Annotated in this window: 13 protein-coding genes; 2 read left to right on the top strand and 11 right to left on the bottom strand. The window is 55.3% G+C overall.

All coding sequences use genetic code 11. The features are described 5' to 3' along the window. The 3 genes from PEL01S_RS21950 to PEL01S_RS21940 all read right to left on the bottom strand — a co-directional run. Nucleotides 1-1,380, bottom strand: a 1,380-nt coding sequence (locus tag PEL01S_RS21950; protein WP_164824306.1) for a hypothetical protein, incomplete at its 3' end; no start/stop codon positions are given. Between the two features lie 35 nt (nt 1,381-1,415). After that, complete coding sequence (locus tag PEL01S_RS21945) at nt 1,416-3,926, bottom strand: GBS Bsp-like repeat-containing protein (protein WP_127461850.1); 2,511 nt, start codon at nt 3,924-3,926, stop codon at nt 1,416-1,418. A 190-nt stretch (nt 3,927-4,116) separates the two neighbouring features. Beyond that, nucleotides 4,117-5,427: a homocysteine synthase gene (locus tag PEL01S_RS21940; protein ID WP_127461849.1), complete on the bottom strand. Its 1,311-nt coding sequence runs from the start codon at nt 5,425-5,427 to the stop codon at nt 4,117-4,119. A 394-nt stretch (nt 5,428-5,821) separates the two neighbouring features. Here PEL01S_RS21940 and PEL01S_RS21935 point away from each other — a divergent pair, with 394 nt between their 5' ends. Beyond that, nucleotides 5,822-6,367, top strand: coding sequence for an OsmC family protein (locus PEL01S_RS21935; RefSeq protein WP_063186865.1), 546 nt, complete (start codon nt 5,822-5,824; stop codon nt 6,365-6,367). Nucleotides 6,368-6,523: 156 nt separating this feature from the next. Here the strand turns inward: PEL01S_RS21935 and PEL01S_RS21930 are convergent, their stop codons facing one another. The 5 genes from PEL01S_RS21930 to PEL01S_RS21910 form a co-directional block, all read right to left on the bottom strand. Continuing rightward, the gene (locus PEL01S_RS21930; RefSeq protein WP_127461848.1) at nt 6,524-8,140 is read right to left on the bottom strand and encodes an extracellular solute-binding protein; all 1,617 of its coding nucleotides are present in this window, start codon (nt 8,138-8,140) and stop codon (nt 6,524-6,526) included. Nucleotides 8,141-8,176: 36 nt separating this feature from the next. Further along, entirely contained in the window at nt 8,177-9,046 is an 870-nt protein-coding gene (locus PEL01S_RS21925) for a carbohydrate ABC transporter permease (RefSeq protein ID WP_127461847.1), read from the bottom strand. A 52-nt stretch (nt 9,047-9,098) separates the two neighbouring features. Beyond that, nucleotides 9,099-10,058, bottom strand: coding sequence for an ABC transporter permease (locus PEL01S_RS21920; RefSeq protein ID WP_239551586.1), 960 nt, complete (start codon nt 10,056-10,058; stop codon nt 9,099-9,101). Between the two features lie 189 nt (nt 10,059-10,247). Further along, the gene (locus PEL01S_RS21915; RefSeq protein ID WP_127461846.1) at nt 10,248-12,470 is read right to left on the bottom strand and encodes a helix-turn-helix domain-containing protein; all 2,223 of its coding nucleotides are present in this window, start codon (nt 12,468-12,470) and stop codon (nt 10,248-10,250) included. Between the two features lie 81 nt (nt 12,471-12,551). Next, nucleotides 12,552-13,556, bottom strand: a complete 1,005-nt coding sequence (locus PEL01S_RS21910; RefSeq protein WP_127461845.1) for a LacI family DNA-binding transcriptional regulator — start codon at nt 13,554-13,556, stop codon at nt 12,552-12,554. Nucleotides 13,557-13,729: 173 nt separating this feature from the next. On the opposite strand from PEL01S_RS21910, the gene PEL01S_RS21905 reads away from it, so the two are divergent. Beyond that, complete coding sequence (locus PEL01S_RS21905) at nt 13,730-16,132, top strand: glycosyl hydrolase family 95 catalytic domain-containing protein (RefSeq protein ID WP_127461844.1); 2,403 nt, start codon at nt 13,730-13,732, stop codon at nt 16,130-16,132. Nucleotides 16,133-16,229: 97 nt separating this feature from the next. On the opposite strand, the gene PEL01S_RS21900 is transcribed toward PEL01S_RS21905, so the two are convergent. The 3 genes from PEL01S_RS21900 to PEL01S_RS21890 all read right to left on the bottom strand — a co-directional run bounded on the left by PEL01S_RS21900 (nt 16,230) and on the right by PEL01S_RS21890 (nt 26,132). Next, on the bottom strand, nt 16,230-23,333 hold the full coding sequence (locus tag PEL01S_RS21900) for a discoidin domain-containing protein (protein ID WP_163768666.1): 7,104 nt from the start codon (nt 23,331-23,333) through the stop codon (nt 16,230-16,232). 172 nt (nt 23,334-23,505) lie between these two features. Further along, a complete protein-coding gene (locus PEL01S_RS21895; RefSeq protein ID WP_127461842.1) occupies nt 23,506-25,152 on the bottom strand; it encodes an extracellular solute-binding protein in 1,647 nt (548 codons plus the stop codon). A 101-nt stretch (nt 25,153-25,253) separates the two neighbouring features. Continuing rightward, entirely contained in the window at nt 25,254-26,132 is an 879-nt protein-coding gene (locus PEL01S_RS21890; RefSeq protein ID WP_127461841.1) for a carbohydrate ABC transporter permease, read from the bottom strand. Nucleotides 26,133-26,151: the final 19 nt, after the last annotated feature.

The raw sequence follows: 26,151 nt of genomic DNA, 5'->3' as shown, positions 1-26,151 counted from the left end.
GAGTACGTATTGATAGGACTCAGGATCACCCTTACCATTGAATAATCGGTATACGTTTACCCCATCTACCGGGTCATAGGGAGCCAGTCTAGCGAATGGCTCGCTGCTTGTTCCATTGCGCCAGTTTACTTCCCAAAAATCCGGTAAGTTGTTCCCATTTTCGTCTTTTTCAAAGCTGCCGTTTATATTGATTTCTTTAAACGATACGGTATCCAGATCCATATAGGCTGAATCCTCTCCACCAACAGCAAACCGGATGAGAACCGATTTGGCATTAGGTTTTGCAACGAAGACTTGGGAGTGATTATGCCATTTCCATCCGCCATTGTTATAAGACTGCGCATCGTACCCTACTTCTTTGCCGTTAGCATCCAGTTGTATGATATGCATTCCAGCCGTTCCGCCGTCTTGAAGTGTATACTTCATCATGGCTCGCACTTCATAAGATTTCCCGCCAACGACAGGGATAGCATTGGAGAGTACGTATTGATAGGACTCACGATCACCCTTACCATTGAATAATCGGTATACGTTTGCCCCATCTACCGGGTCATAGGGGGCCAGTCCAGCGAGTGGCTCGCTGCTTGTTCCATTCCGCCAGTTTACTTCCCAAAAATCCGGCAAGTTGTTCCCGTTTTCATCTTTTTCAAAGCTTCCGTTTATATTGATTTCTTTAAACGATACGGTGTCCAGATCCATATACGCCGAATCCTCTCCACCGACAGCAAACCGGATGAGAACCGATTTGGCGCTAGGTTCGGCAACGAAGACTTGGGAGTGATTATGCCATTTCCATCCGCCATTGTTATAAGACTGCGCATCGTACCCTACTTCTTTACCGTTAGCATCCAGTTGTATGATATGCATTCCAGCCGTTCCGCCGCTTTGGAGCGTGTACTTCATCATGGCTCGCACTTCATAAGATTTCCCGCCAACGACAGGAATGGCATTTGAGAGTACGTATTGATAGGACCCAGGATCACCTTTACCATTGAATAATCGGTATACGTTTGCCCCATCTACCGGGTCGTAGGGAGCCAGGCCAGCAAATGGCTCGCTGCTTGTTCCATTCCGCCAGTTTACTTCCCAAAAATCCGGTAAGTTGTTCCCGTTTTCATCTATTTCAAAGCTGCCGTTTATACTCATGTTTTTGGAAATTAAATTGCCATTTTTATCGTAGATATACTCCTCAAAAAGGCCACTTGGAAACTTAATGTATTTTATTCTTCCAAGACTATCGTAAACATAATTATATCCACCTACTTGTGACTCAGAAGCCGCCGCTGTTGCGGCGACCATGAAGTGAAATAAAACCAAATATAAACTAAGGCATAACAGAAATAAACTTTTTTTATGGCCAGAGAGGTACATTTTTGTCATACATCCTTCATGATATTTTGTTGTCCTTATAATTGTTAATTAACTAAAACAGAACCATAACCTATCATTACCGCATTCCCTTTCTGATCGTACGAATAAATATGAGTGATATACTCGCCGGTCTCTTGGTTATGCTCGCTGAACGGAACCGTTATTTTCCACGTATTGGCTCCGACCTTAAATCCGTCTTTCCAAACAATATCGTCTTGACCGTTACGTTGTGTCCATGTTGGGAACGCAACTCGGGTAACCTGTTCTCCAACACCATCAATATAAATATCATAGCTTCCTGATGATAAATTCACAGTGGAAGGGTTACGTGTATTGGTTGTTAGGTTTACCATTGTCTCGCTTGCAGCCCACATTGTTTTATCCACATAAATATGCGTTATGTATTTCCCGCTTTCATCTTTATGTTTACTGAACGGAATAGTTATTTTCCATGTTCCGTTACCTACCTTTTCGCCTTGATACCAAATGATATCGTCTTGACCGTTCTTCTCAGTCCATGTCGGGAACTCTACCTGCGTTGCCTTTGGGTCAATTCCATAGGCTGTAATGTCAAAAGAGGCATTGGAATAGCTTGTTTCTGTCGGAGCACTTACCCCACCAACTACTGTAGTTTGACCAAAGCCTGACATTACTGCATTCCCTTGTCGATCGTATGAATAAATATGGGTGATATATTCACCGGTCTCTTGGTTATGCTCGCTAAACGGAATCGTTATTTTCCATGTATTGGCCCCAACCTTATACCCGTCTTTCCAAACGATATCGTCTTGTCCGTTAAGTTGAGTCCATGTTGGAAAAGCTACTCTTGCAACATGTTCTCCAACACCATCTAGATAGATATCATAGCTGCCTGACGACAGATTCACGGTCGGAGGGATGCGCGTGCTGGTCGTTAGGTTTACCATGGTCTCGCTTGCAGCCCACATTGTTTTATCCACATAAATATGCGTTATGTATTTCCCGCCTTCATCTTTATGTTTACTAAATGGAATAGTCACTTTCCATATTCCGTCCCCCACCTTTTCCCCTTGATGCCAAATGACATCGTCCTGACCGTTCTTCTCGGTCCATGTAGGGAACTCTACCTGTGTCGCCTTTGGATCAATTCCATAGGCTGTAATGTCAAAGGATGCATTGGAATAGCTTGTTTCTGTCGGAGCGCTTATCCCACCGACTACCGTTGTTTGACCAAAGCCTGACATTACTGCATTTCCGTGTCGATCATACGAATAAATATGAGTGATATATTCGCCTGTTTCTTGATTATGCTCACTGAGCGGAACCGTTATTTTCCACGTATTGGTCCCGACCTTATATCCTTCTTTCCAAACAATATCGTCTTGGCCGTTACGTTGCGTCCATGTCGGGAATGAAACACGGGTAACCTGTTCACCCACGCCATCAATATAAACCTCATAGCTGCCTGACGATAGATTCACGGTCGGAGGGATGCGTGTGCTGGTCGTTAGGTTTACCATCGTCTCGCTTGCAGCCCACATTGTTTTATCCACATAAATATGCGTTATGTATTTCCCGCTTTCTGCATTGTGCTTATTAAACGGAATCGTCACTTTCCATGCCCCGCTGCCTACCTTCTCCCCTCGATACCAAATGACATCCTTACCGTCTCTCGCCGCCCACGTCGGGAACTCCACCTGTGTCGCCTTTGGATCAATTCCATAGGCTATAATATCAAAGGATGCATTCGAATAGCTTGTTTCTGTCGGAGCGCTTATCCCCCCAACTGCTGTAGTTTGACCGAAGCCTGACATTACTGCATTCCCTCGTCGATCGTATGAATAAATATGAGTGATATATTCGCCTATTTCTTGATTATGTTCACTAAACGGAATCGTTATTTTCCATGTGCCGGGTGAAACCTTTTCTCCTTCGTTCCAAACAATATCGTCTTGACCGTTATGCAGCGTCCATGTCGGAAAGGCTACTCTAGCAACAGGTTCTCCAACACCATCTAGATAGATATCATAGCTGCCTGAAGATAGATTCACGGTCGGAGGGACGCGCGTGCTGGTCGTTAGGTTTACCGTAGTCTCACTTGCAGCCCACATTGTTTTATCTACATAAATATGCGTTATGTATTTCCCGCTTTCATCTTTATGTTTACTAAATGGAATAGTCACTTTCCATATTCCGTCCCCTACCTTTTCCCCTTGATGCCAAATGACATCGTCCTGACCATTGTTCTCCGTCCACGTCGGGAACTCTACCTGCGTTGCCTTTGGATCAACATTGAAAAGAACGATATCGTAAGATGCATTGGAATAACTCGTTTCTGCAGGATAATCAATCGCGTTTGCCGGGACCATTTTTTTACCTATGATGTTTCCGTTTTTATCATGTATAAATGTTGCTTTATAAACCTTCCCGTTATCTTTTGAGTAAATATTCAGCAGCTTCGAATCCTTATATTCATAATAAGTCTCGGCTATTATTAATTGAGGAAATAAAAAAATAGCAAGTGAAACCATCGCAATGAACACGAACTGTTGAAAATATACCGTACTTCTTAGCACTGCTTATCTCCTTCCGCAAGTTAAATGCACAAAATTATGCCATATGTCGAAAGATGTAGCCATAGGACCATATGTAGGTATTATAATCGGATGTTAACTAGAAATCATTGACTGATTTTGTCGAATTTTGTCGTAAAAAAGCCGCAACACGAGCAAATATCCTCGCATTGCGGCTTTTCGCATTTTACCTTTAAACCGACACCCGGCTTTCCTCCTGGCTCGCCTGCAGCGCCTGCTCCAGATCGGCCAAAATATCGTCGATCGATTCCGTGCCGACGGACAGGCGGACTAGGCCCGGGGTAACGCCTGCAGCAAGCTGCTCCTCCCCGGAGAGCTGCTGGTGGGTCGTGCTGGCCGGATGGATGATCAGCGATTTGGAATCGCCGACGTTGGCGAGATGGGAGAACAGCTTCACGGCGTTGATTAGCTTTTTGCCGGCTTCGACGCCTCCCTTGACCTCGAACGTAAGAATCGCCCCTTGGCCCTTAAGCAAATATTTGCGCGCCAGCGCGTAGGACGGATGGCTCTCCAGCCCCGGGTATTGCACCGAATCGACCGCCTCGTGCTTCTCCAGAAAGCGGGCGACTTTGAGCGCGTTGGCGCTATGGCGCTCCATCCGCAGGTGGAGCGTTTCAAGCCCCTGCAGCAGCAGGAACGCGTTGAACGGCGACAATGTGGCTCCGAGATCCCGCAGCAGTTGCACCCTGGCTTTGATGATATAAGCGATCGGCCCCACCGCTTCGGTAAAGACGAGGCCGTGATAGCTCGGGTCCGGCTGCGTCAGCCCCGGGAACTTGTCGTTTGCGGTCCAATCGAACTTGCCGCTGTCGACGATAACGCCTCCGATCGATGTGCCGTGACCGCCGATAAACTTCGTGGCCGAATGAACGACGATATCCGCGCCGAACTCGATGGGTTTCAGCAAAAAAGGGCTCGGAAACGTATTGTCCACGATAAGCGGAATGCCGTTCTCGTGAGCGATGCTCGCCACCGCTTCGATATCCAGCACGTCCCCTTTCGGATTGCCGATCGTCTCGGCGTACAACGCTTTTGTCTGCGGCGTAATGGCGGCGCGGAAGTTTTCCGGGTCGGACGGATCGACGAATTTCACTTGAATGCCCAGCTTCGGCAGCGTGGAGGCGAACAGGTTGTACGTGCCGCCGTACAAGCTGGTGGCGGAGACGATCTCGTCTCCGGCGGAGGCAATGTTCAAGATCGCGTACGTGATGGCTGCTTGCCCCGAAGCCGTTGCCAGCGCCGCTGCCCCGCCCTCCAGTGCGGCGACACGCTTCTCGAAGACGTCGGTTGTCGGATTCATAATCCGTGTATACACGTTGCCGAACTCTTTCAAGGCGAACAAGTCCGCGGCGTGATCCGTATCCCGGAAGCCGTACGAAGTCGTCTGGTACAGCGGGACCGCACGGGAGAACGTCGTCGGATCGATTTCCTGACCGGCGTGAACCGCCAAAGTTTCGGGTTGCCATTGAGTTTCGTTAGCCATCGTTTTCATCCTCCAAGTTTGGATTAGTATGGGATAGTATGCAAAAAAGAGACATAACGGCCCGCGCATTCCTGTCCTGAATACGGGTTCGTCATGCCTCCGGCAGTCCGGTAGACAATTTCCGATAGGTTTAATTGGTTATGCAGTGTTGATGCTATTTTAACAGGGGACTCTTGCCAGCGTCAACTTAAAAATTTTCGAGTTGCTTCCTCCGTCATTTGATGCTACATTTTAGTAAATCACCTTGATTTTGTATGAATAAACCATTCCAACCAGCCCACCATGCCCTTGGAGGCTCCAGTTATTCGACCGCACCGGAAACGTCACTTGGCCGAATAATGATGGAGTCTTTTTATTTGGGAATCAAATTCAATCGTATGGGAGTGATCGAACGATGTCCACCTTAAATGAATTTCTGGTTCAAAAACGGGAAGCGAGCCTTCAGCGCAACGAGCAAGCGTTGAAGCAGCCGGAAACGGCCAGGCAGCCGATTAAAGCGAACGTGCGTGCGGCTGGGCGGAGCGGGGTGCGCGAAATCCGCATCCGCGATTTTCAGATCATCAGCGACAGTCCGCCGGACTTTGCCGGGTACAATCTCGGGCCGACGTCGCCGGAGCTTCAGCTCGGCGTGCTCGGCAGCTGCTTGACGCATATCACCTTGATTCAAGCCGCCGAACGGGGCGTATCCTTGGAGTCGCTGGAGGTGGAAGTGACCGGGGAGCAGCACGCCTTAGCCGGTCAGCCCGGCTTCGAGCATATTCCGATCTACCCGCACAACATCCGGTATAAGCTGCACATTGTCTCATCGGAATCGGAACAGACGATTGCCGAGCTTCATGAGGCGGTGGAGCGGGTATGTCCGATTTTTCACCTGCTGAAACATCCGCAAGACGTCGAGGGCGTCGTCATCCATACGGCTCCGGAAAGCGCGCAAAGCTAAGCTGGTTTCCTTCCTGCAAAAAAAGCGGCGCCCCGCAAGCATACAACGCTTATGCCCGGGACGCCGCTTCTTATGCTGCCAAAATAACTGCGCCGTTTACCGCTCTGACGTTCCATGCACGTTAAGCAAATACGGTCCCAAGGCCCATCGCACAGATTACTTAAACTGATACAGCTTATCCTTCAGTAGCGCCGTATCTTTGTTCTCCGCATACCACTTGGCATACCAGTCGTCGACCTGCTTGCCTCCCGCCTGGTCCCACGTGCTCTTCGCTTCCGCCATCGCCTGTTCCGGCGTATACGAGGGGCCGCTGACGATCGCCTTGATCCACAAATCGTTGATGACCTTGTCCGTGTTCGTCGAGATCAGCTGCAAGTCCTGCGGCAGCGTCGGCATATGCTCCGGGTTCGTGATGTCGGCGATCGGCCGTTCCGGCGTCAAGTACGCTTCGTTCGCCATTTTTAACAGGTCGTAGTATTCCTTCTCGGCCTTGTTGTCCAGATTGAGCGTTTCCTCGTATCTGCCGCACTTGCCCTCCAGCACCGGAGAAAACAGCATCCGGAAGTCGCTCGCATAGGTCACTTCCTTCGCCTTATCCTTGTCGACAAACGCAGGACAGCCGTTCTTGCCCGCCGTATAATGCGTCCCTTCGATGCCGTAGCCCAGCGTCTTTCCGGCCTGGTCGGAGGAGATGAAGTCGACGTATTTCATGATCGCCTCCGGGTTTTTGGCCTGCGCATTCACCATCGCGGTGAGCTGCACCGGGTTGTTGATGACCGGGCTGAACTGGCCATACGGCCCCTTCGGCAGCGGAATGACGATCACCTCGGCGGACGGGTTGTTTTTCTTCAGCGACTCGTACACCTGCAGCCATCCGGGGCCGCCCGTCTGTCCGCCCCACATGCCAAGCTTCCCGTTCACCCAGTCCTGCTGCGCCTTCTGGCCGGCCTTATCCGTCAAATAATCCTTGTCGACGATGCCTTCGTCGTAGAGCCGCTTCTTGAATGCCGTCGCCGCCTTGGCCCGTTCCCAATCATGGGTGAGCTTGCCGTCCTCTACGACCCACTTCGAGTTCTGGAACATCGCATTCAGCACCTGATTCGTAATATAGGCGAGCGACGTACCGTATGTGTCCGGTTTTCCATTGCCGTCCGGGTCTTTCTCCTTAAACGCCTTGAGCACCTCGAACAGCTCGTCGGTCGTCTTCGGCACCTGCAGATTCAGCTTCTTCAACCAATCCGCCCGCAGGTAGAGCGCATGGTTCGTCTGCAGGCCGTTGACTTTGCCGAACGCATACATTTTGCCGTCGGGCATCTTCGCTACCGTCTTGAGCACCGGATACTTGTCGAGCAGCGCCTTGTACGTCGTGCTGTATTTCTCGATCATCTCGTCCACCGGCATCAGCTGCTTCTGCGCGTACAGCTGGCTCCGCAGCACGGAGGAAAACTCGAATACCAGGTCCGGCGCGCTGCCCGACACGAACAGCGTCGTCAGCTTCTGCGTCGCTTCGTTGCGCGGAATGGCGACGAACGTGACGTTGGCCGGACCGTTTGCGTTAATCCAATCCGTCCATCGGTTTTTCTCAATCGTGCCCTCGTTCTGGGGAACGGCCCCCCGGTCGTAAATCGTCACGGACAGCTCCGGCTTCTTCCCGCTCCCGGTCCCTCCGCTTCCTCCGGCTCCCGACGAGGCGCAGCCTGCCACGATGACCATCGCCGCCAATCCGAACGCCGCTCCCGCGCTCCACCGCTTCTTCCCTCTGCGTGCACTCATTTTGCCAGCCCCCTTTTCTTATTCCTCTCCGTACCGCTAGCCTTTCACTGCGCCGATCATGACGCCCTTAATGAAATACTTTTGCATAAACGGATACACCAGCAGCAAAGGCAGCACCATGACGACGATTCCAGCCGTTTTGATCCCCTCCGGGGTAATAAAAGCCTGCATGTCGCTGGCGTTCATCTCCTGCATCAATGACTGGCTTTGGATCATCTGCTGCACCAGCACCGTCAAATTGAACTTGCTCGTTTGGTTGATGTACATCAGCACCTGAAAGAACGAGTTCCAATATCCAACCGCGTAAAAAATCGACAGCGTCGCGATCACCGGCACGGACAGCGGCAGCACGATCCGCAGCAAATAGCGCCATTCCCCGCAGCCGTCCATCCGGGCCGCATCGTCCAGCTCGTCGGGAATGCCTTGGAAATACGTCCGCATGATCAGCATGTTGAACGTGCTGACCAGACCCGGCAGCCAGATCGCGCCGTACGTATTGATCAGGCCGAGCTGCTTCAGCAGCAGGTAGCCCGGAATTAAGCCACCGCTGAACAGCATCGTGAACACGATCGCCAGCGTCCAAAACCGCCGCATGTAAAAATAGCGCCGAGATAGCGGATAAGCGGCCATCGTCGTGAAGATCATGCTCAACGCAACGCCGAAGACGGTCAGCTCAACGCTATTTTTGAAAGCGCTCACGATTTTCGAGCCGCGAAGCAGCAGGCCGTACGATTCCAGCGTCCAGCCTTGCGGCCACAACGTCACGGCGCCGGACAAGACGGCGTGCGGGTCGCTAAACGACACCGAAACGATATGCAGCAAGGGCAGCAGACAGCTCAAACCGGCAATCATCAGCAGCAGCGCGTTGGCGGCCAGGAACCACTTTTCGCCAGTCGTAGGTTTCATCGCCTTACAGCCTCCTCCATCTAAAATACAATCGCAGCAAACTCTGGAGAGGTTACCATAGCCCCTGGTTAAACCGCCGGGCAATCGCATTGGACGTCACAACCAGCACCAGCCCGACCGCCGATTCGAACAAGCCCATCGCGCTCGTCAGGCTGAACTCGCCCTTCTGGATACCGAGCGTGTAAATATACGTGCTGATGACTTCGGATACGCCGGCGACGACGGAGTTTTGCAGCGTATACACGGGGTCGAACCCGACCTCCATCACCTTGCCCATCGCCAAGATCAGCATCAGCACAACGGTCGGCGAGATGCCGGGCAGCGTTACATGCCAGATGCGCCGCCATTTGCTTGCGCCGTCGATGCTGGCCGCTTCGTACAGGCTTGGATCGATCGTCGACAGCGCCGCCAAATAAATGATCGCGCTGAAGCCGGCTTCCTTCCAAATGCCCGAGCCGATGAAGATTGCCACCCATGACGTCTCGTTGTACAAGAAAGGAAACGGCTGCCCAAACCATTGGGCGATCCAATGGTTGATGACGCCCGACTGCTGGGAGAACACCGTCACGACGATGCCGCCTACGATGACCCACGATAAGAAATGCGGCAAAAACACAAGCGTCTGTACGGACTTTTTGAACCATGCCTTCTTCACTTCGTTCAGCATGATCGCCAGCAGGATCGGGAACGGAAACCCGGCTACAATATGAAGCAGGCTGAGCATCAAGGTGTTGCGGATAATGAGCAGCGACTTCGGGTTGTTGAACAGCAGCTGGAAGTTTTTCAGGCCGACCCACGGACTTCCCCAGATGCCGTCGGCGAAATTGTAGCTTTTGAAAGCGATAACAACTCCGGCCATCGGAATGTACTTGAACACCACGTAGAACGCGACGACCGGGAGAAACATAAGGAGAAGCGGGACATTGCGTCTGAACGTTCGGCTGCGCCGCAGCCGTGCGACCTGCTTGCTACGTTCCAGCGAGATCGGCGCGGGATGCATGGACTGTTCCATCGATTCACCTCGGCTTTCATGTAGTGAATCGAATGTACTCCGGCCGGGTGCTTCGGCACAATGGACAGTATTCTTCGAGGTTGCATTTTTCCGCCGAACGGGCGAAAATGCGCGGTGCTGCCTGTGCTTCGGGGGTTGGGACATTTATCCGTAAGACGGTCATTTTTCTGTTTCGGCGCCGCCAGCCCACTATTTCTTGCGGAATTCCCCGGGCGTCACGCCGGTTGCTTTCTTGAACACGCGCAAAAACGACCGGACGCTCGGATACCCGACCCGCGCCCCGATGTCCTGCACCGTCTCTTCCGATTCCGTCAGCAGCCGCTTCGCCTCTCTAATCCGCAGTTCCGATACGTAGTCGAGAAAATTCACGCCGAATTCCTCCTTGAACATTTGGCTCAAATATTTCGGACTGACGTTCAACTCGCCGCCCAAAAAAGTCAGGGACAAATTCGGGTTCGCATACTGCTCGTGAATGCAGTCCTTCATCCGCAGCATGACCGTATGGTTTGTGCGCGCCGTCCTCATTGCCTCCATCCGCCGGGCGCTCGCGGTCAGAATGGCGGTGAAGCTTTCCCGCCACTCGTCCAGCGTATCCGACTGCTCCATCGCCCGGTGCAGCTCTGGCAGCGTGCCGTCGTTCCACAACTGCCCGAATTCCGGCGGAAGCTCCGTCATTTCGCGCTGCAAATGATAGATCAGCGAATGCAGAACGGCCGACGCGTCGTCCGCGGAAAACATTCCTTCCTTCAGCTCGGCGAACAGCCGGTTCATTTCTGCTTCCCATCCGGCTTCCCCGGCGCGGAACCGCTGCGCGATCGAACGCATAAGCTGCAAATGCTTGTATACCTCGCCCTGCGTCTTCGCCCGAATGCTTGTAACATCGATAATCCGGTTGGTTCCGAGTGCCGATTTGTATTTGAGCGCCTCCAGCGCTTCAGCGTGCGAGCCCGGAAGCTCGTCCAGCCGCAGCGCCAGTGTACCGAGCCCCACCGTAACCGTGAACGATAAATGCTGGTTCGTCCACTGCTTCACGTTCTCAAACATGCGCGACGCCGCCTCCGTATCCTCTGCCCCCGGCGGCAGATGCAGCAGCACGCTCAGCTCCCGATTCGAGGTCCATTCCATCCACGCCGGAAGGCCGGACTGCTGCGCAATTTCGGCGATGACGCTGCTCAGCGCGAATTTAAGCAAATATTGATCGCGCTGGCTGTACCGGCTGCGCAGCTCGGCGTATTTGTCGATCTCGACCACGGCCATCGCCAAGCCTGCGGTCCGATCCGGCATGCCGAAGCGGCGCATTTCCGCCTGAAACCGTTCGTCCGTCATCGGACTTCCGCCCTCTAGCAGCTCCAGAAAAAAGTTGCGCTTGCGAAAAATGAGGTCCTCCTCATGCAGCTTCCGGTAGCTGATCGTCCGTTCCACCAGATCGTCGAGCGCCTTCTCGATGAACCGGAACTCATCCTGATCAGGGAGGCCTCGACTGCCCGCAAAAGCGCTGTTCCGCTGCGAAGCGTAAGCATCGATCCGATCCAGAATGGAGCGGATCGGCCGGTAATTGCGGCGGGTGACGAGCACGATCCAGACGGCCCCGGCCGCGACCAGCCCCATATGGAGCAGCGACCACAGCGACGTATACGAAAACCCGGCAAAGGCCGAACGGGTTCCCTGCAGACCGCTTTCGACGGTCCATCCCGTATACTCGGACGTGACCGTGGTCAGCACCGCCGCCCCCTCCCCTTGGGAAGACGCCAGCGTCCGGCGGTCTCCGTCCAGCAAGCGGACGAAGCTGACATCGGACTCGGTCATTTCCTTGATAGCGCTTGCAATAGTAGACGCGCGGACGTTGACGACGACGATTCCCTTCTCGCCGCCCAACAGCGGCACTTTGCGCACTTGCGACACGACGGTAACCGGCTGCCCCTGGTCGTCGAATTCCCTGTACGACCGGGCGTCCGTCCAGCGGTTTCCGCCGGTTCCGTTCTGCGCTTCGCGAATGAACTCCCGGTCCCCGAACTGCTCGATGCCCGCCATCAGATTCGGACTAAGCACCGTCCGGTCGGAAGCGCGCACCAAATAGATCGAATCGATAAACGGCGTGTTGACGATGATTTCCCGAAGCTTGCCGGACGTCTCGTACAGGTCCAGCGCCGTTCTTTCCGACTCCCGGCTGTTGTAGAAGTTCGCCAGCTTCTCGTTCGTCTGAATCTCCTTGATCAGCTGCCGGTCGACCGTCCGCATGGTCTGGTCGACAAGCTGGAGCACATGCTCCGCAAACACCCGATTGGCGCGGACGGCTTCCTTCTTGGCAAGCTCGCCCGCGGAAAAGACGGAGAGAAGAATCAACGCGGCGGCCACGGCCAAAAACACGGGTAAATACGACAGCAGCAGCCGTTGAAACCAGTTTCTGCGCAAGGGTCACTGCTCCTTCCCGGGATGAACTTGAACTGCGGTTCGGAATCGCGGTATATTCGGCGGACTCGCCTTGCCGTTCGATTACAACCGGCAGGTCGAACGGCGGACGTTCAGTTTGCCCGGCAGCACGATTTCCTGCGCTCCCAGTTCCGGATCGCGCCACTGCCGAAACAACAGCTCCACAGCCATGCTCCCCATCAGCTTGCCGGATTGATTGACCGACGTAAAAAAGTCGGCATACCCTTCCGGCAGCGCCGCCGCATACGTGTCGTCGAACGTGACGACGCTGAGCTCCTCGGGAATGCCCAGCTGAAGCTCGTTCGCCACTCCGATCAGCGTCCCCAGGTGCCCCGGATCGGCTGCATAGACCGCCGTCGGCCGGTCCTCGCTCTGCAGCAGGGCGCGCAGCTCCGCCTCCGGCGAAACCCCGCTCTCCACGAGCACCTCGTAGCTTGGCGGCACCTCAAGCTCCTGCTCCATCAGCGCGAAGCGGTAGCCCTTGACCCGCTCCCGGTGCGTATAATGCCGGCTTGGCGAAAGCAGGGCGATGCGCCGGTGACCGAGCGAGAGCAGATGATTCATCAGCGCGACGGAGCCCATGAAGTTGTCTCCGCGTACTAAATGCGCCTCCACACCCTCCAGCTTCTGGTCGACGAGCACCATCGGAATGCCGCTTGCCGCCAGCAGCTCCGCATGCTCGCGGTTCTTCTGATCGCCGCTGAGCACGATGATTCCCTCGACTCCTCGGCTGATCATTTTTGACGTCAGCGCGACCTCCCGGCCCCCGAAGGAATTGCCGATCAGAATCATGTAGTCCTGCTCGAACGCCTTCTCTTCGGCTCCGGCCATAATATCGACGCCGAACGAATGGCTCGCAATGTGCTTGCCGAACGGCAGAATCAAGCCGATCGTCGCGCTGCCTTCCGGCGAGCGCTTCAGCTCCTCCGCATGAAAATGCAGCTCGCGCATCGCCTCCTGCACCTTCTGCCGGGATGCGGGCGATACGGTGCCCGTGTTGTTAATGACCCGGGACACGGTCGATTTGGATACGCCCGCCCGTCTGGCTACCTCGTCCAATCTGGACATGGTTCTTCCCCCTCTGTTGGACTCTATTTCGTAAATTACGCAGTTGCACGTTTTATTACTTTCGTTGTATTATAGCATAAAAATTCGAAAACGTTGCAGAAACGTTTCATAAACAATTCATTTTGCATTATCCGCATCCCTATGCCGCCGAGCCCAAAGGAGGACGAAAGACGATGAACGTAAGCACACCCCGGCTTCATCCCGATGGTACCGCTTACCGAAAGCATGTGATGACCATGGCCAAACCGGCCGTCCGCTGGCAGGACGCGCTGCCGTCCGGCAACGGAACGCTGGGCGCGCTCGTATACGGCAATATTCAGGAGGACACGATTCTCGTCAATCACGAAGCGTTATGGTACGGGGCCAAGACGAAGGAGCTGCCGGACCTGTCCGCTCACCTGCCCGAGCTGCGGGCGCTGCTCGATGCGGGGCGCTATGCGGAAGCGAACCGGCTGTACCCCGGTCTGATGCGAGAAGCCGGCTACTTCGCGAACACCGCCATGTTTCAGCCGGGGTTCGACCTGAAGCTGTTCCTGGAGCCGGCGGAAGGATTCAAAGCGTACGTACGGACGCTCGACATGGAGACGGGTGAGATTGCCATCGGCTGGAACGACGGCAACGTCCGTTTCACGAAGCAACTGTTCGTCTCGCGCACCGACGATGCGGTCGTGCTGTCGGTCCGCAGCTCGGTGCCGGGAACGCTCCGGGCGGCTCTTGAGCTGACGATACACGACTATGAGGAGGCGGCGGAACGCGGCTTCTCACACGACCGGTTCGTGCGCGACGATGTGCTGTGCGCGATAGGCAAGCACGCCGACGCGCAGCACCCTTACGGCGCTGCCGCCCGGGTCGTCGTCCACGGCGGACACCGCTATGTGCGGGAGCAGCGCCTATACATCGAGGACGCCGATGCGTTTACGGTACTGCTCCGCATCGATCCGAAGCTCGGCGGACCGGGCGCACTGGACCCGCTCATACGCAGGTTGAACGAGCTGCCGGTGGACTACGCGCTGCTGTTCGAGCGCCATGCGGCCGAACACCGGGCACTGTTTCTTCGCGCCGAGCTGGATTTGCGCGCGTCTGAAGGCGCGGACGCCGGCAACGAACAACTGCTGCTCGACGCCTACAGCGGCATCGTCCCGACGGCGCTCATCGAGCGCATGTATGACTATGGCCGTTACCTGCTGCTCTCCAGCTCCAGACCCGGCGGGCTGCCTGCCAATCTGCAGGGCGTCTGGAACGGCGATTACGCGCCGGCGTGGAGCAGCGCTTTTTTCAATAACGAGAACATCCAAATGAACTATTGGCAGGCGCTTCCAGGCCATATGGCGGAGACGGTGCTGCCGTTCTTCGACTTCTTCGAGTCGCTGTTGAACGACATGCGGACGAACGCCCGCAAGTGGTACGGGTGCCGAGGCATTCTCAGCCCGCTGTTTGCTTCCCCGGATTCCGGCTTGAAGAAAAACTTGCAGCCCCACGTCGTCTATTTCTCTGCCGGCGCGGGCTGGCTGGCGCAGCATTTTTACGATTACTGGCTGTTTACCGGGGACAGGGCGTTTCTGGAGCGGCGAGCCGTGCCGTTTCTGAAGGAGTGCGCCTTATTCTATGAGGACTTCTTCGTGGAAGACGAGGACGGGCGATATAAATCGTATCCGTCCAATTCGCCGGAAAACTTCGCGAACGGTGCGTTCGAGGGCAGCGGCACGGTGGCGGTCTGCATCAACGCGACGATGGATTTTGCCGTTGCCAAGGAAGTGCTGACGCATCTGTGCGAAGCATGCGAGGAGCTTGGGATCGAAGCGAAATCGCTGCCCAAGTGGCAGGCGATGCTGGGCAAGCTCCCGGCGTATCAAGTGAACGAAGACGGCGCACTCAAGGAATGGATGCATCCGGACTTCAAGGACAATTATCATCATCGGCATTTGTCGCACCTGTACCCGCTGTTCCCGGGATACGAAATTACGCAAGGAAGCGAGCCGGAGCTGTTCGAGGCGTGCCGAACAGCGGTGGAGAAGCGGCTCGTGATCGGGCTTCGGGACCAAACCGGCTGGTCGCTTGCCCATATGGCCAACCTCTACGCGCGTCTCGGGGACGGGAACCGGGCGTTGGCATGTCTTGAGCTTTTGAGCCGTTCCTGCCTCGGCGACAATCTGTTTACGTACCACAACGATTGGCGGCGTCAGGGGATCAGCATCGCAGGCAAGCGCGCGCCGTTCCAAATCGATGCGAATTTCGGCTGGACCGCCGCCATGCAGGAAATGCTGCTCTTCTCCGCTCCCGGCGTCATCAAGCTGCTGCCCGCGCTGCCGGATGCGTGGCGCGAAGGCCGATTTCGGGGGCTCCGCTGCCGGGGAGGCGCGGAGGTGTCGATGGCTTGGAGCTTGGCGGAAGGAACCGCCGAGGTATCCTTCGTCTCCGCACGGACCCAGACGGTGGAGGTGGAATTTCCCTTTGCGCTGCAAGAGGCGACAAGCGATGCCGTCAGCTTGTCCGAAGCACCGGGCAAAGAGGCCCGTCACCGCCTCGTGCATTTGCCTGCGGGACGGACGGTGACGCTCCAGCTAAGGTTTGCTTAAAAAGCGCAAGTACCGGAACTGCCGCCAGAAAAGCTTCGGCTGCCCCGATACTTGCGTTTCTAACAAATTTACGTCTCCTTGCTGCGGGAGAAGCGGCTCATCGGTCCAAAATGCGGATAACGAACGTCTTCTCGCTGTTATTTCCTGCGCGGTCTGACGATTTCACGACTAATGCGTAATCGCCCGCCGGCAGCGAATAAGGATTAAGGACAAAGGAGGTGCCCCTCGCGCGTCCGTTAAACGTTACCGTGGACTGCGATACTCCGCTCAGCGCATCGCTGATCTGAAGTTTCACCCTCACCGGCTCGGACCGGTTGAACGAAAGCGGGGTGACGAGCTCGATCTTCGGCGGCGTATAGTCCAGCGTGACGACCGCCGTCTTGACGCTCTCCTTATTGCCGGCAGCGTCTATGCTGTAGTAGCGGATCGTGTTGATGCCCTCCTGTGTAACGGGAACGACGCTTCCCTCCGCCTCTACCATCTTGCTGTCGCCATACACGTTGGTGGTTACGGTGTAATCGCCGTATACGTTCCCATACACGTTGTTCGCTATGCTGTAATTGCCGTATACATTCCCGTATACGTTCGTGGTAACCGTATAGTCGCCATATACATCGCCGTATACGTTATTGGTGACGCTGACATTGCCGCCGGGTCCGCTGCCGGGCATGCCGTTGCTCACGCTGTACAAGGTTTTCGCGACTCCGCTTAAGTTATCGGATGCCCGCAATTGGACCAGCTGCGGCGTATTCTTCCACCCTCTGGGTACGTTGGCGACGGTCACAGGCGCTTTTTTGTCGATGCCGATTACCGCCCGCTTCGTTCGTTCCACGTTTCCGGATTTGTCCTCGGAATAATATTGCAGCGTGTGAATTCCCTCGTCTGCGATATATACGGCTCCCGTAACGGTTTTCCAAGCGTTATTGTTCAGCTTGTATTTCGTTGTCTTCACCCGGTCGCCGACCACGAAGGTGACGGCTACGGTTTTGTTGTTAAATTTCCCTTCCCCGGTTATGCCGTCCGTCTCTATGCGGGTAAGCTCCGGACCGGCATCTCCCTGGCTCGTCGTGATGACGCGGATCGGCTCGCTATAGTCCGAAGCGCCGGCCAAGTTAAAGGCTTTCAGGCGATACGCGTACATTTTGTCCGGGGTCAGGCGCGAATCGTTGAAGCTCGTCATCCCGCTGGAAACATAGCCGATTCGCTGCCATTCGGCATCTCCGTTATCCCGCCGTTCGATCGTGTAGCCCAGCGCGCCGTCGCTTCCCGACCAGGCCAGCTCCACGCCGGTATCGGAGATGCGGTTCGCCGTCACGAATTTCGGTGCTTTCAACGCAGCCGGGGGTAAGTCGATCAAGGTGTTGACGGCGGCTTTTATTCCGCTTACATCGTTCGCGATAATATTTACCGTGTGATACTCGCCGACAAACGGAGAATTGGCATAGCTGACCGCCGCCTTGCCGGCCGATAACTGATCGCCTTGCTCGAACAGCAGATACCCTCTGGCTTGATCGAGAAGCAGCACGTTATTCGACGTGTTGCCAATGAGGACAAGATCGGATTCGATCGTTTTCCATTGGGGGTATTTGACATACGACGATTTGTATTCCTGCAGCCCGGTCACGACCCCGTTCGGTTCGGCAAGGCCCAGCTGGGCTTGGCGGCCCTCGCTGCGGTAATACTGCACAAGACGGTTTGCCTGTTCCACAATGGCCGGATCGTTGTTTTGCGCAGCCGTCAAAGCGACCGTCAGAGGGATAGTCGTTCTTTCCGCGAATTCGCGAATGCCGTCCTCCCTGTACAATTTTACCGGAGAAGGATCTGCCGACCCTTTGGACCCTTGGATCATGACCTGAGTGCCGGAAGACAGCCCGCTGAGCAATTCTTTGACGGTTACCGTATACGTTCCGGGTTGGTCCGAGTCCTTCAAGGGCAGCTTCGCGGTCAGACCCGTCGCCGAATACACCGTTGCCGTATCGCCGCTTGTATTATGCGTTACGGTCAATTCAACCGGGATGCCGGTCATCGGGTCCGGATTGCGAACGGACGCGAAGGCCTCGTAAAAGCCGGAAGTGCCCTTGGTTACAGTAACGGAAGGCGCCGTTATTTCGGCGGGCGGAAGGGCGTACCATTGGAAGCCTTCGGATTTCAAATCGACATAAGTCGCTTCCTGAACGGTCAGCTTTCTGCCTTTTCGCACATCATAGATCGGGCGCTCCGTATTCCACGTGACCGAGCCCGTTTGTCCGATCAGATGCTGCGAATCGTCAGGCTGATCGTGCTTTTGGTTGACCACCGTCACATATTGCGTATCTCCGGAACGGGTCGGAATCGCCCAGACCGTACTGCTGTCAGTGACGGCAACCGGCTTCGTGACCGACGCCATGGCGCTTTTCAGCTTGACGATGTTGTCCGCATTCCGCTCCAGCAGCAGATTGGTCTGATCCGTATCGCTTTGCTTCAGATAGGCCCGGACCTGCATGCCCGTAGCCACGGACGGTACGGGAGATACGGATTCGTCATCCTTCAGAATGAGTCCTCCCCGGTCTACGAAGCCTTGAAGCTCGCCGGCAATGCCGTCGTCGTACCAGTGCCAGCTGTCGTCGAAGTTGTTCAACCCTACGAGCAGTATGGCCTTAATGGATGACGGCAGCCCTCTCTTCAGCTCTTCCGGCGTGATCACTTTCGAGGACCATCCGGCGGCGTGGGTGAAAAACATCGCTTCCGTCACTTTTCCTTCGTGAGAGCCTTTGAGCAGATCCTCGTCCGTCGGATCTTTGCCAACGATGCCCCGCAGCAGGGCTTGCTTGTTGACATACATGATCCCGATCGTCGGCGTCGGCTCGGTCATCGCATAGGCGCCGCCGTATTTACGAATCCAGGAGTAGAGCTCTTTTTGTTCCGCGATCATCTGAGCCTTGGCAAGATCGCCCTTATTGTTCGGCAGCACATTCGTACCGATCGCCTGAATGCCCCGGGTCAAGGCCAGCGCATAAGCTTTTTCCCGGTCCATCTTGCCGAAAAACAAGCTGAAATCGTCCGGCGTCGCCCATGTCGTTTTGTTGGGATAATAGCTGCGCAGACGGTCCAGCAAAGCAGCCACATGCATCGGCTTGGAGGCGTTCAATTCGTTCCAGTCGTAACCGGTCTGTACCGGCATCTGCTCATGCATCGGCTTGGCGGGAACCGTCCCCCAGGGCCATCCTCCGTGTCCGCCGACCCCGGGCGAGCTTCCGAACGACCCGGTCGTGGTGATATAGCCGTCATTGACTTCGGAAACCGCCTTGACAAAATAACCGTACTGCTTGAAGGTTTCGTCGTACCGATCGATGTAATTGAGGAACGGTTTGGAGGAATTCGCGAAATACTCGTGCGCCTTCGGCTGATACCAGCCCTGCACGCTGGGAGCGATCGGCGTCGTAAGCGGCAAACCGCGCGCCCTCTGGAATGCGGTATACGCCATCCCCCACGGACGGTTCGGGATAGGCGGCGCCCAATCCCAATACGGCACGTAGTCGGCGTTATCCGCGCCGATGCTTATGCCCGTCATGTTCGGATAAACCTGAAACCGCTGCAGGCTGAGCTGGACGTTCCGGTATAACGGTGCGCGGTAGTCGGGCAAATTGTAGGCGTAAAACGCCAAATTCGCATTGCGCATATCGATGCCGTTGATGTCCGTGAGCGGAACGAAGCCGAACTGAACGCCCCGTTTTTCCAGCGCCGCCGCCATCTTTTCCTGACTGACCGGACTATCCGCATCGGTAAAGTTACTGAATTCGAATACACGGTCGTAACCGGTATCGCTGACATAATCGGCATAGTCCTCAACGGAACCCAAAGTCTGATACATCGAGGCCACCTGTTTATGCTCGGAGTGGTAAAATCCGCCGGAGCTCATGCCGTGCGACATATAAATGAAGTTGATCGTCTCCGGCGATCTGGGAACATCGACTCCCAAATGACGGGCGATCGACGAACGATCCGGGACATAGCCGGGCGTGACAGGCTTCGCCTCCGCGAGCGCCGCCGCATCCGCATCCCAGGCCGCCTGATTTGGAAACGTTTCCGGACGATCCAGCGACTTTACGGTAATCGTCGGCCCGCTGCCGGGGACAGTCCGAGTGAACGCAAACGGGACATCCTTCGGATTGCCGGCTTCGACCGGCTGAAGTCCCGCGTCGAATCGAACCGGCCCTCGTCCGTCAACCGACAGCTCGTAAGGCTTGCCGGCTTCATTTTGCGGCAGCAGCAGGGTCAGGGAATTGTACACATTCGCCCCGCTGTTATAGATCTCCGCCCCGTCCGCTTTCAGCACGACGTTTTTAACAGCTCCCGGCTCGGCTCCCTCGATCTTCACAGGAAACGTCCAAAGCTCGTAATCCCACGCCCACGTCCTGGCCGTCCTGTCGGTGGTGTACATGTATGTCTGGCCCCAGCGCCATTGTACCCCGCGTACCCAATGATTGCCGGGCTTCAGCACGTTATCGTAGGGCTCCTGCAGGAGCGGCATGCTTTCCGGATCGCGCCGCAACAAAATATCCGTCTTGAATTCGGCACCGTCGGCGAAGGGTTCAATCTTGCTTTCCGTTTGATCCGTTTGGGGGATGTGCAGCGTGATTCTGGGCCAATCCACCGCATCGGGGCCCTCCTTGCGCACGGCCGTTTGGTGGATTTTGGCGCTGCCGTTCGTAAACAAGCCGTTCGGCATGTCGTACCGGACTAATCGGAAGGTCGCCCATTTCTCCGGGAACGTGAAATCGCTCGGCTCCGCCGGACGAGTCTTCATCGTGTTAGCCATATCCGCTTTGATTTGGCCGGAGGTCAGAGGGGCCGCATAAATATGCAAGGAATCGATCGAACCCCGGAACCCGTATTGACGCATCGATCTTGTCGCAGGGTCCCAGTGCCACTCCGTGCCCAGCATCATGTTCACGAAGTTCGGCAGCGCATCCGTGAATACCGCAGAGCCGTCGACATTACCGATGAGCTTACCGTTCACATAAAATTTAACGCCGACGTTTTTTTCGAAGGTTACTGCGACATGACACCATTGCCCGGCCACGATCGAATCCGAAGGAAAGGACCAGTCGTACCATTTCTCCCCGTAATCCGCCGCAAACCCCAGGCGATTCCCGGTGAGCCGCAAATAAAACGTCGATCCCTTCCAGTTGGCGTCACGCTTCGTGACGATGGGCTGATGCCCGTTCAAATCGTCCGGCTTGATCCAGGCGCTAATCGTAAACTTGGAGGAAAGATTGTTCAGCATGCCAGTGGGAGAAGTAGGAGAAGTAACCATAGCCTGATTCGGTCCGATAAACTTTAACGCCTTTCCGCCGCCTTCCCGTCCGTCTTCGAAGGAAGCCGGAGGGCTAACGGTCCCGTTCTGCTCAAAACCGCTATCGTCCCGCAACAGCGTCGGATTTGAGGGGTCCGGTTCCATTTCATACCTGGCCACCAGAGGCAGCGCGATGACGTCCTGCGTGGTTATCGTCAGGAGGGCGCTTGGCGGTGACAGATTGCCCGACAAATCTTTGGCGCGTACGGTGAACGTATAGGACGTTTTGGCAGTAAGATCCTCTGCCTTGTAGCTCGTGGCCGTCGTATAGCCGATGAATGTGGAACCGGCGTACACATTGTATCCTACCACGGCAACGTTATCCGTTGAGGCTTCCCAGGTAAGATCGACTTCCGTATCGAGTATTTTGGTGGCGGTTAAATGAGCGGGAGTGGTGGGAGGTTCGTCGTCAGGAGCCATGACGCCGTAAAGATACAGCTCATGGATAGACCACCATAAGCCAGAGGTTGTTGTTAACGTAATTCGGATATATTTGGCGGTTTGCTGCGGGAAACTGATTGTCACGACGGAAGAAGTGCCCGTCCCCGATGCCACCGGCGCGCTCCAGTTCACACCGTCGTCGGATACGGTAATCTCATATCCGCGGGGATAATCTCCGGCGGAGGCTCCGGCATCGAGCACCAGCTTGTTATACGTTTTATCCCCGGGTCCGGTATCGATCTGGAACCACGTCCCCGGAGCTTGCGGCACCCCGCTGGTCCACCGGGAGGACAGGATGCCGTCGATCGCCATAACCGGCGAGGAGGTGCTGCCGCTGGACGAGGCCGTTACCTTCCAGAGCGTGCGATCCAGCTTATCCTGCGTGGTCACCGCATAGGGTCCGGCCGGTGCGGAAACATTGCCCGCCGGGTCTCTGGCCCGGATCGTAAACGTATAGGCGGTTCTCGGGGATAGCCCGGATACCTTATAGTCCGTCGATTTCGTGGAACCGATGAAGTCTGAACCAAGATAAATATCGTATGCAAAGACAGCCACATTATCTGTAGAAGCATTCCAAGACAACCGGATCTCATGATCCGTCACGTCGGAATCTTTCAGGCCGCCGGGAACGGTCGGCGCTTGGGTATCGGGCTGCATGGCACCGTACAGATTCAAATCGTAGATCGACCACCACAGCCCGGAGCTTTTCGTCAACGTGACCCGGACATATCGGGCGGTTTGCTGCGGAAAATCGATCGTCACGACGGAAGAACTCCCCGTACCCGAGACGATCGGCGCGCTCCAATTCGCCCCGTCGTCGGATACGCTGACTTCATACCCCCGGGGGTAATCACCAGCGGAAACTCCGGCGTCCAGCACCAGCTTATGATACGTTTTATCCCCCGGTCCCGTATCGATCTGGAACCACATCCCTACGGCTTGTGCCGCTCCGCTGCTCCAGCGGGTGGATAAGCTGCCGTCCACCGCCAAGGAGGGCGGTGCGCCGCCGGCACTGGAAGACGCGGTGGCGGTCCAGAGTCCCCGGTCAAGCGCACCCGGCAGAAAGGCAAGCGGATTGCTTGGCGCCGAAACGTTCCCCGACGCGTCTCTTGCCCGCACCGTAAACGTATAGCTTCCGCCCGGAGTCAGCCCGGTTGCCCAATAGTCGGATGAGCCGCTCGTGCTTCCAATCAACGCATTGCCGTTATAGACGTCGTAACCGATGACCGCACTGCCGGAGGAAGAAGCGGTCCACGCCAAATGAACCGAGGTATCGGTCCGCCAAACGGAGGTCAAATTTGAGGGGGGTGAGAGCGCCTGTGCCTCCACGACCGCAGCACTTCCCAAGGGGAAAGGGACTTGGCCGAACAACAGAAATACCACCAGCCAAAAGCTTGCCAACCCTTTCGTTATCTTCCCTGTCAAAGCGGATTCCTCCCCATACAAAATTTGCGACATTGACAGCGTTTACAAAATAGGCGGTTTCATCACAAATGATTTGGGCACCTCCCTTCGAAAAGAGGAACATGCAGGGCGGGAAGCCGAACGCCTCCCGCCCCGTGGGAACAGCCGGACAGACATGCTGCGCAGGGGAATCTTATTTATTGGAATACAACTTCTCGGCGTCTTCGCCGAATTTATATAAATCCTCCAGCATAAATGCTTTCGGCTTATTCTCCGCGTACCATTTGGCGTAGAAGTCGTCTACCCGGGTGCCACCGGCCTTTTCCCATAATTCCTTCGCGTCTTTATAAGCCTGCTCCGCCGTATAGCCGCTTCCGCCGACAACCGCCTTAATCCAAATATCCTTGAGCTGCTGATCGGAATTTTTGACGATGATCGCAAGCTCCTGCGGCAGCACGGGCAAATATTCCGGCTTCAGGGTAGGGATCGGCCGCTCCCTCGAAACGTAGGCGGCATTGGCTTGCAGCGCCAGCTCGCGCAATTCCTTTTGCGCTTCCGTCTTCTGCGGCCGGTACGAATCAAATCCGCATTTGCCGTACAGCAGCCGGGAGGCCATCATGCCAAGATCGGCCGTATACGCTACTTCCTTCTTGTTCTTCTCGGCATCGATCGGCTGCGGGCAGCCGTTCTCGTCCTTGCTCCAATGCGTGCCTTCCAAGCCGTATTGAATGGTTAACGCGTTTTCCGGTTTAATCATAAAATCGATATATTGCATGACCGATTTCGGGTCTTTGGCTGCGACGTTCAGCACGCCGACCATCTGAATCGGGCTGCCGACCGCCGGACTGAACTGGCCGAATTCGGATTTCGGTAGCGGCAGGATCGCAAGCTTGCCGTTCGGATTGTTTTTCTTGAACGTATCGTAATCCTTCTCGCTCGGGAAATCCTGAAACAAATACATGCCGAGCCTGCCGGAGAGGAAATCCTGCTTCGCTTTCTCCCCGTTTTTATCCGTCAGGAAATCTTTGTCGACCAAGCCAGCGTCAAACAGCTTTTTCTGAAAAGCAACCGCCGCGGCCAAACGGTCCCATTCGTGCACGAATTTGTCGTTTTCGAAGCGCCACTGGACTTCTCCGAACCCGAACATATGCTGAATGATCGCGGGGGCATTGCCGCTCAAATTGAGACCGAACGTATCTTTTTTGCCGTTTCCGTCCGGGTCCTGTTCCACGAACTGCCTCGCTACGTTAAAAAACTCTTCCGTCGTTTTGGGAGCCTGGAGGTTCAGCTTCTGCAGCCAGTCCTCGCGAATGTAAACGCGGTGCCCTGCGGTAAGCGGGGAAATTCTGCCGATTTCGTAAATTTTCCCGTCGTCCTTGGTCGCCAACTTTTTTAACTGGGGAAACTGCTTCATCAGCTCTTTATACGTCGTGCTGTATTTATCGATGACCTCGTCCAAAGGCATCAGCAGCTTCTGGGCATACCACTGGTTTCTGTAGCCCGTATCATATTCCAGGATCAAATCCGGAGCCGCGGCGCTGGCGAACAAGGCGTTAAACTTCTGGAAAGATTCCCAGCGCGGAACCGGAACATATTTGACCTGAACCGGACCGTTCTTGTTGATCCAATCGCTCCAGCGGTTCTTGTCCCAATTCCCTTCTTCCGGCGGAATGTTATTCCGGTCGTAGATCGATACCGTCAGGCTTCCTCTCTTTCCTTCCTGCTGACCCGCCTTATCGTCCGGCACGCTGCTGCCGTTGCAGCCCGCCACAAGCATACCCGCCGCAAGAACGGCGGCAGTGCTTGTCACACTGGCTTTGTTCCATCTCTTTGCTTTCAATTGATGAACCCCCTCTGCAAAATATGCACTTTCTCCCTTCGGGGTTCCCTCAGCAGCCCTGCCGTTGTTGCCCAAACTGCCAGCCCCCTTTCCCTACATCCTTATCCTTTGACCGCGCCGATCATGACCCCTTTGACAAAATAGTTCTGCATAAAGGGGTATACCAGCAGCAGCGGAACAAGCATCACAACCACCCCCGCCGACCGGATCGATTCGGGCGTAATTAACTGCTCCAGCTCATGCTGCTGCAGGTTGTTCAAGCTTTGGAGCAGCGACTGATTCGCGATCATGTTCTGCACCATGACGGCCAAATTGTACTTCGCGGGATCGTTAATGTTAATTAACAAGCCCTGGAACGCATTCCAGTAGCCGACACCGTAAAACAGCGTCAGCGTCGCCAGCACCGGCATCGACAGGGGCAGGACGATCTGCATCAGCAGCCGCCAATCGCCGCAGCCGTCGATCCGGGCGGCCTCTTCAATTTCGGCCGGCACGTTCTCGAAAAACGTTTTTAGCACCATCAAATTGTAGGCGCTGATCAAGCCGGGAAGCCAGAGCGCCCAGTACGTATCGATAATGCCCAAGGAGCGGTTCACCAAAAAAGCCGGAATGGTAGGAATCCCGAACAGCATCGTGAACACGATAGCCAGCGTGAACGCTTTTCTTGCATAAAAGTACGCTCTCGACAGCGGGAAGGCGGCCAAGATCGTGAAGACCATGCTCAGGACGACGCCGACTCCCGTGATGACGACGCTATTTTTAAAGCAATTGACTATCGGCGTCCCGTCGATCAGAGCTTTGTAGGAGTCGAGGCTGAACCCGACAGGCCAGATCCCGACGAAGCCCGAGGCGATGGCGGAATAGTCGCTGAAGGACATCGAGACGATGTTAAGCAGCGGCAGCAGACAGCTAAGACCGGCCACGACCAGCAGCAGATTGTTCACGCAGTAAAATATTTTTTCTCCGTACGATAGCTTCATCGTCGCCCTCCTTGTTCGT

The sequence above is a fragment of the Paenibacillus elgii NBRC 100335 genome (genome assembly GCF_004000865.1).
Classification (GTDB): Bacteria; Bacillota; Bacilli; order Paenibacillales; family NBRC-103111; genus Paenibacillus_G; species Paenibacillus_G elgii.
Note: the sequence above shows the minus strand (reverse complement) of the source record. Positions and strands in the feature narration are given on the sequence as shown.

Excerpts from the sequence above, each read along its gene's own strand:
- PEL01S_RS21940 (WP_127461849.1), bottom strand. The coding sequence starts at position 5,427 with ATGGCTAACGAAACTCAATGGCAACCCGAAACTTTGGCGGTTCACGCC.
- PEL01S_RS21935 (WP_063186865.1), top strand. The coding sequence starts at position 5,822 with ATGTCCACCTTAAATGAATTTCTGGTTCAAAAACGGGAAGCGAGCCTT.
- PEL01S_RS21930 (WP_127461848.1), bottom strand. The coding sequence starts at position 8,140 with ATGAGTGCACGCAGAGGGAAGAAGCGGTGGAGCGCGGGAGCGGCGTTC.
- PEL01S_RS21925 (WP_127461847.1), bottom strand. The coding sequence starts at position 9,046 with ATGAAACCTACGACTGGCGAAAAGTGGTTCCTGGCCGCCAACGCGCTG.
- PEL01S_RS21920 (WP_239551586.1), bottom strand. The coding sequence starts at position 10,058 with ATGGAACAGTCCATGCATCCCGCGCCGATCTCGCTGGAACGTAGCAAG.
- PEL01S_RS21910 (WP_127461845.1), bottom strand. The coding sequence starts at position 13,556 with ATGTCCAGATTGGACGAGGTAGCCAGACGGGCGGGCGTATCCAAATCG.
- PEL01S_RS21905 (WP_127461844.1), top strand. The coding sequence starts at position 13,730 with ATGAACGTAAGCACACCCCGGCTTCATCCCGATGGTACCGCTTACCGA.
- PEL01S_RS21890 (WP_127461841.1), bottom strand. The coding sequence starts at position 26,132 with ATGAAGCTATCGTACGGAGAAAAAATATTTTACTGCGTGAACAATCTG.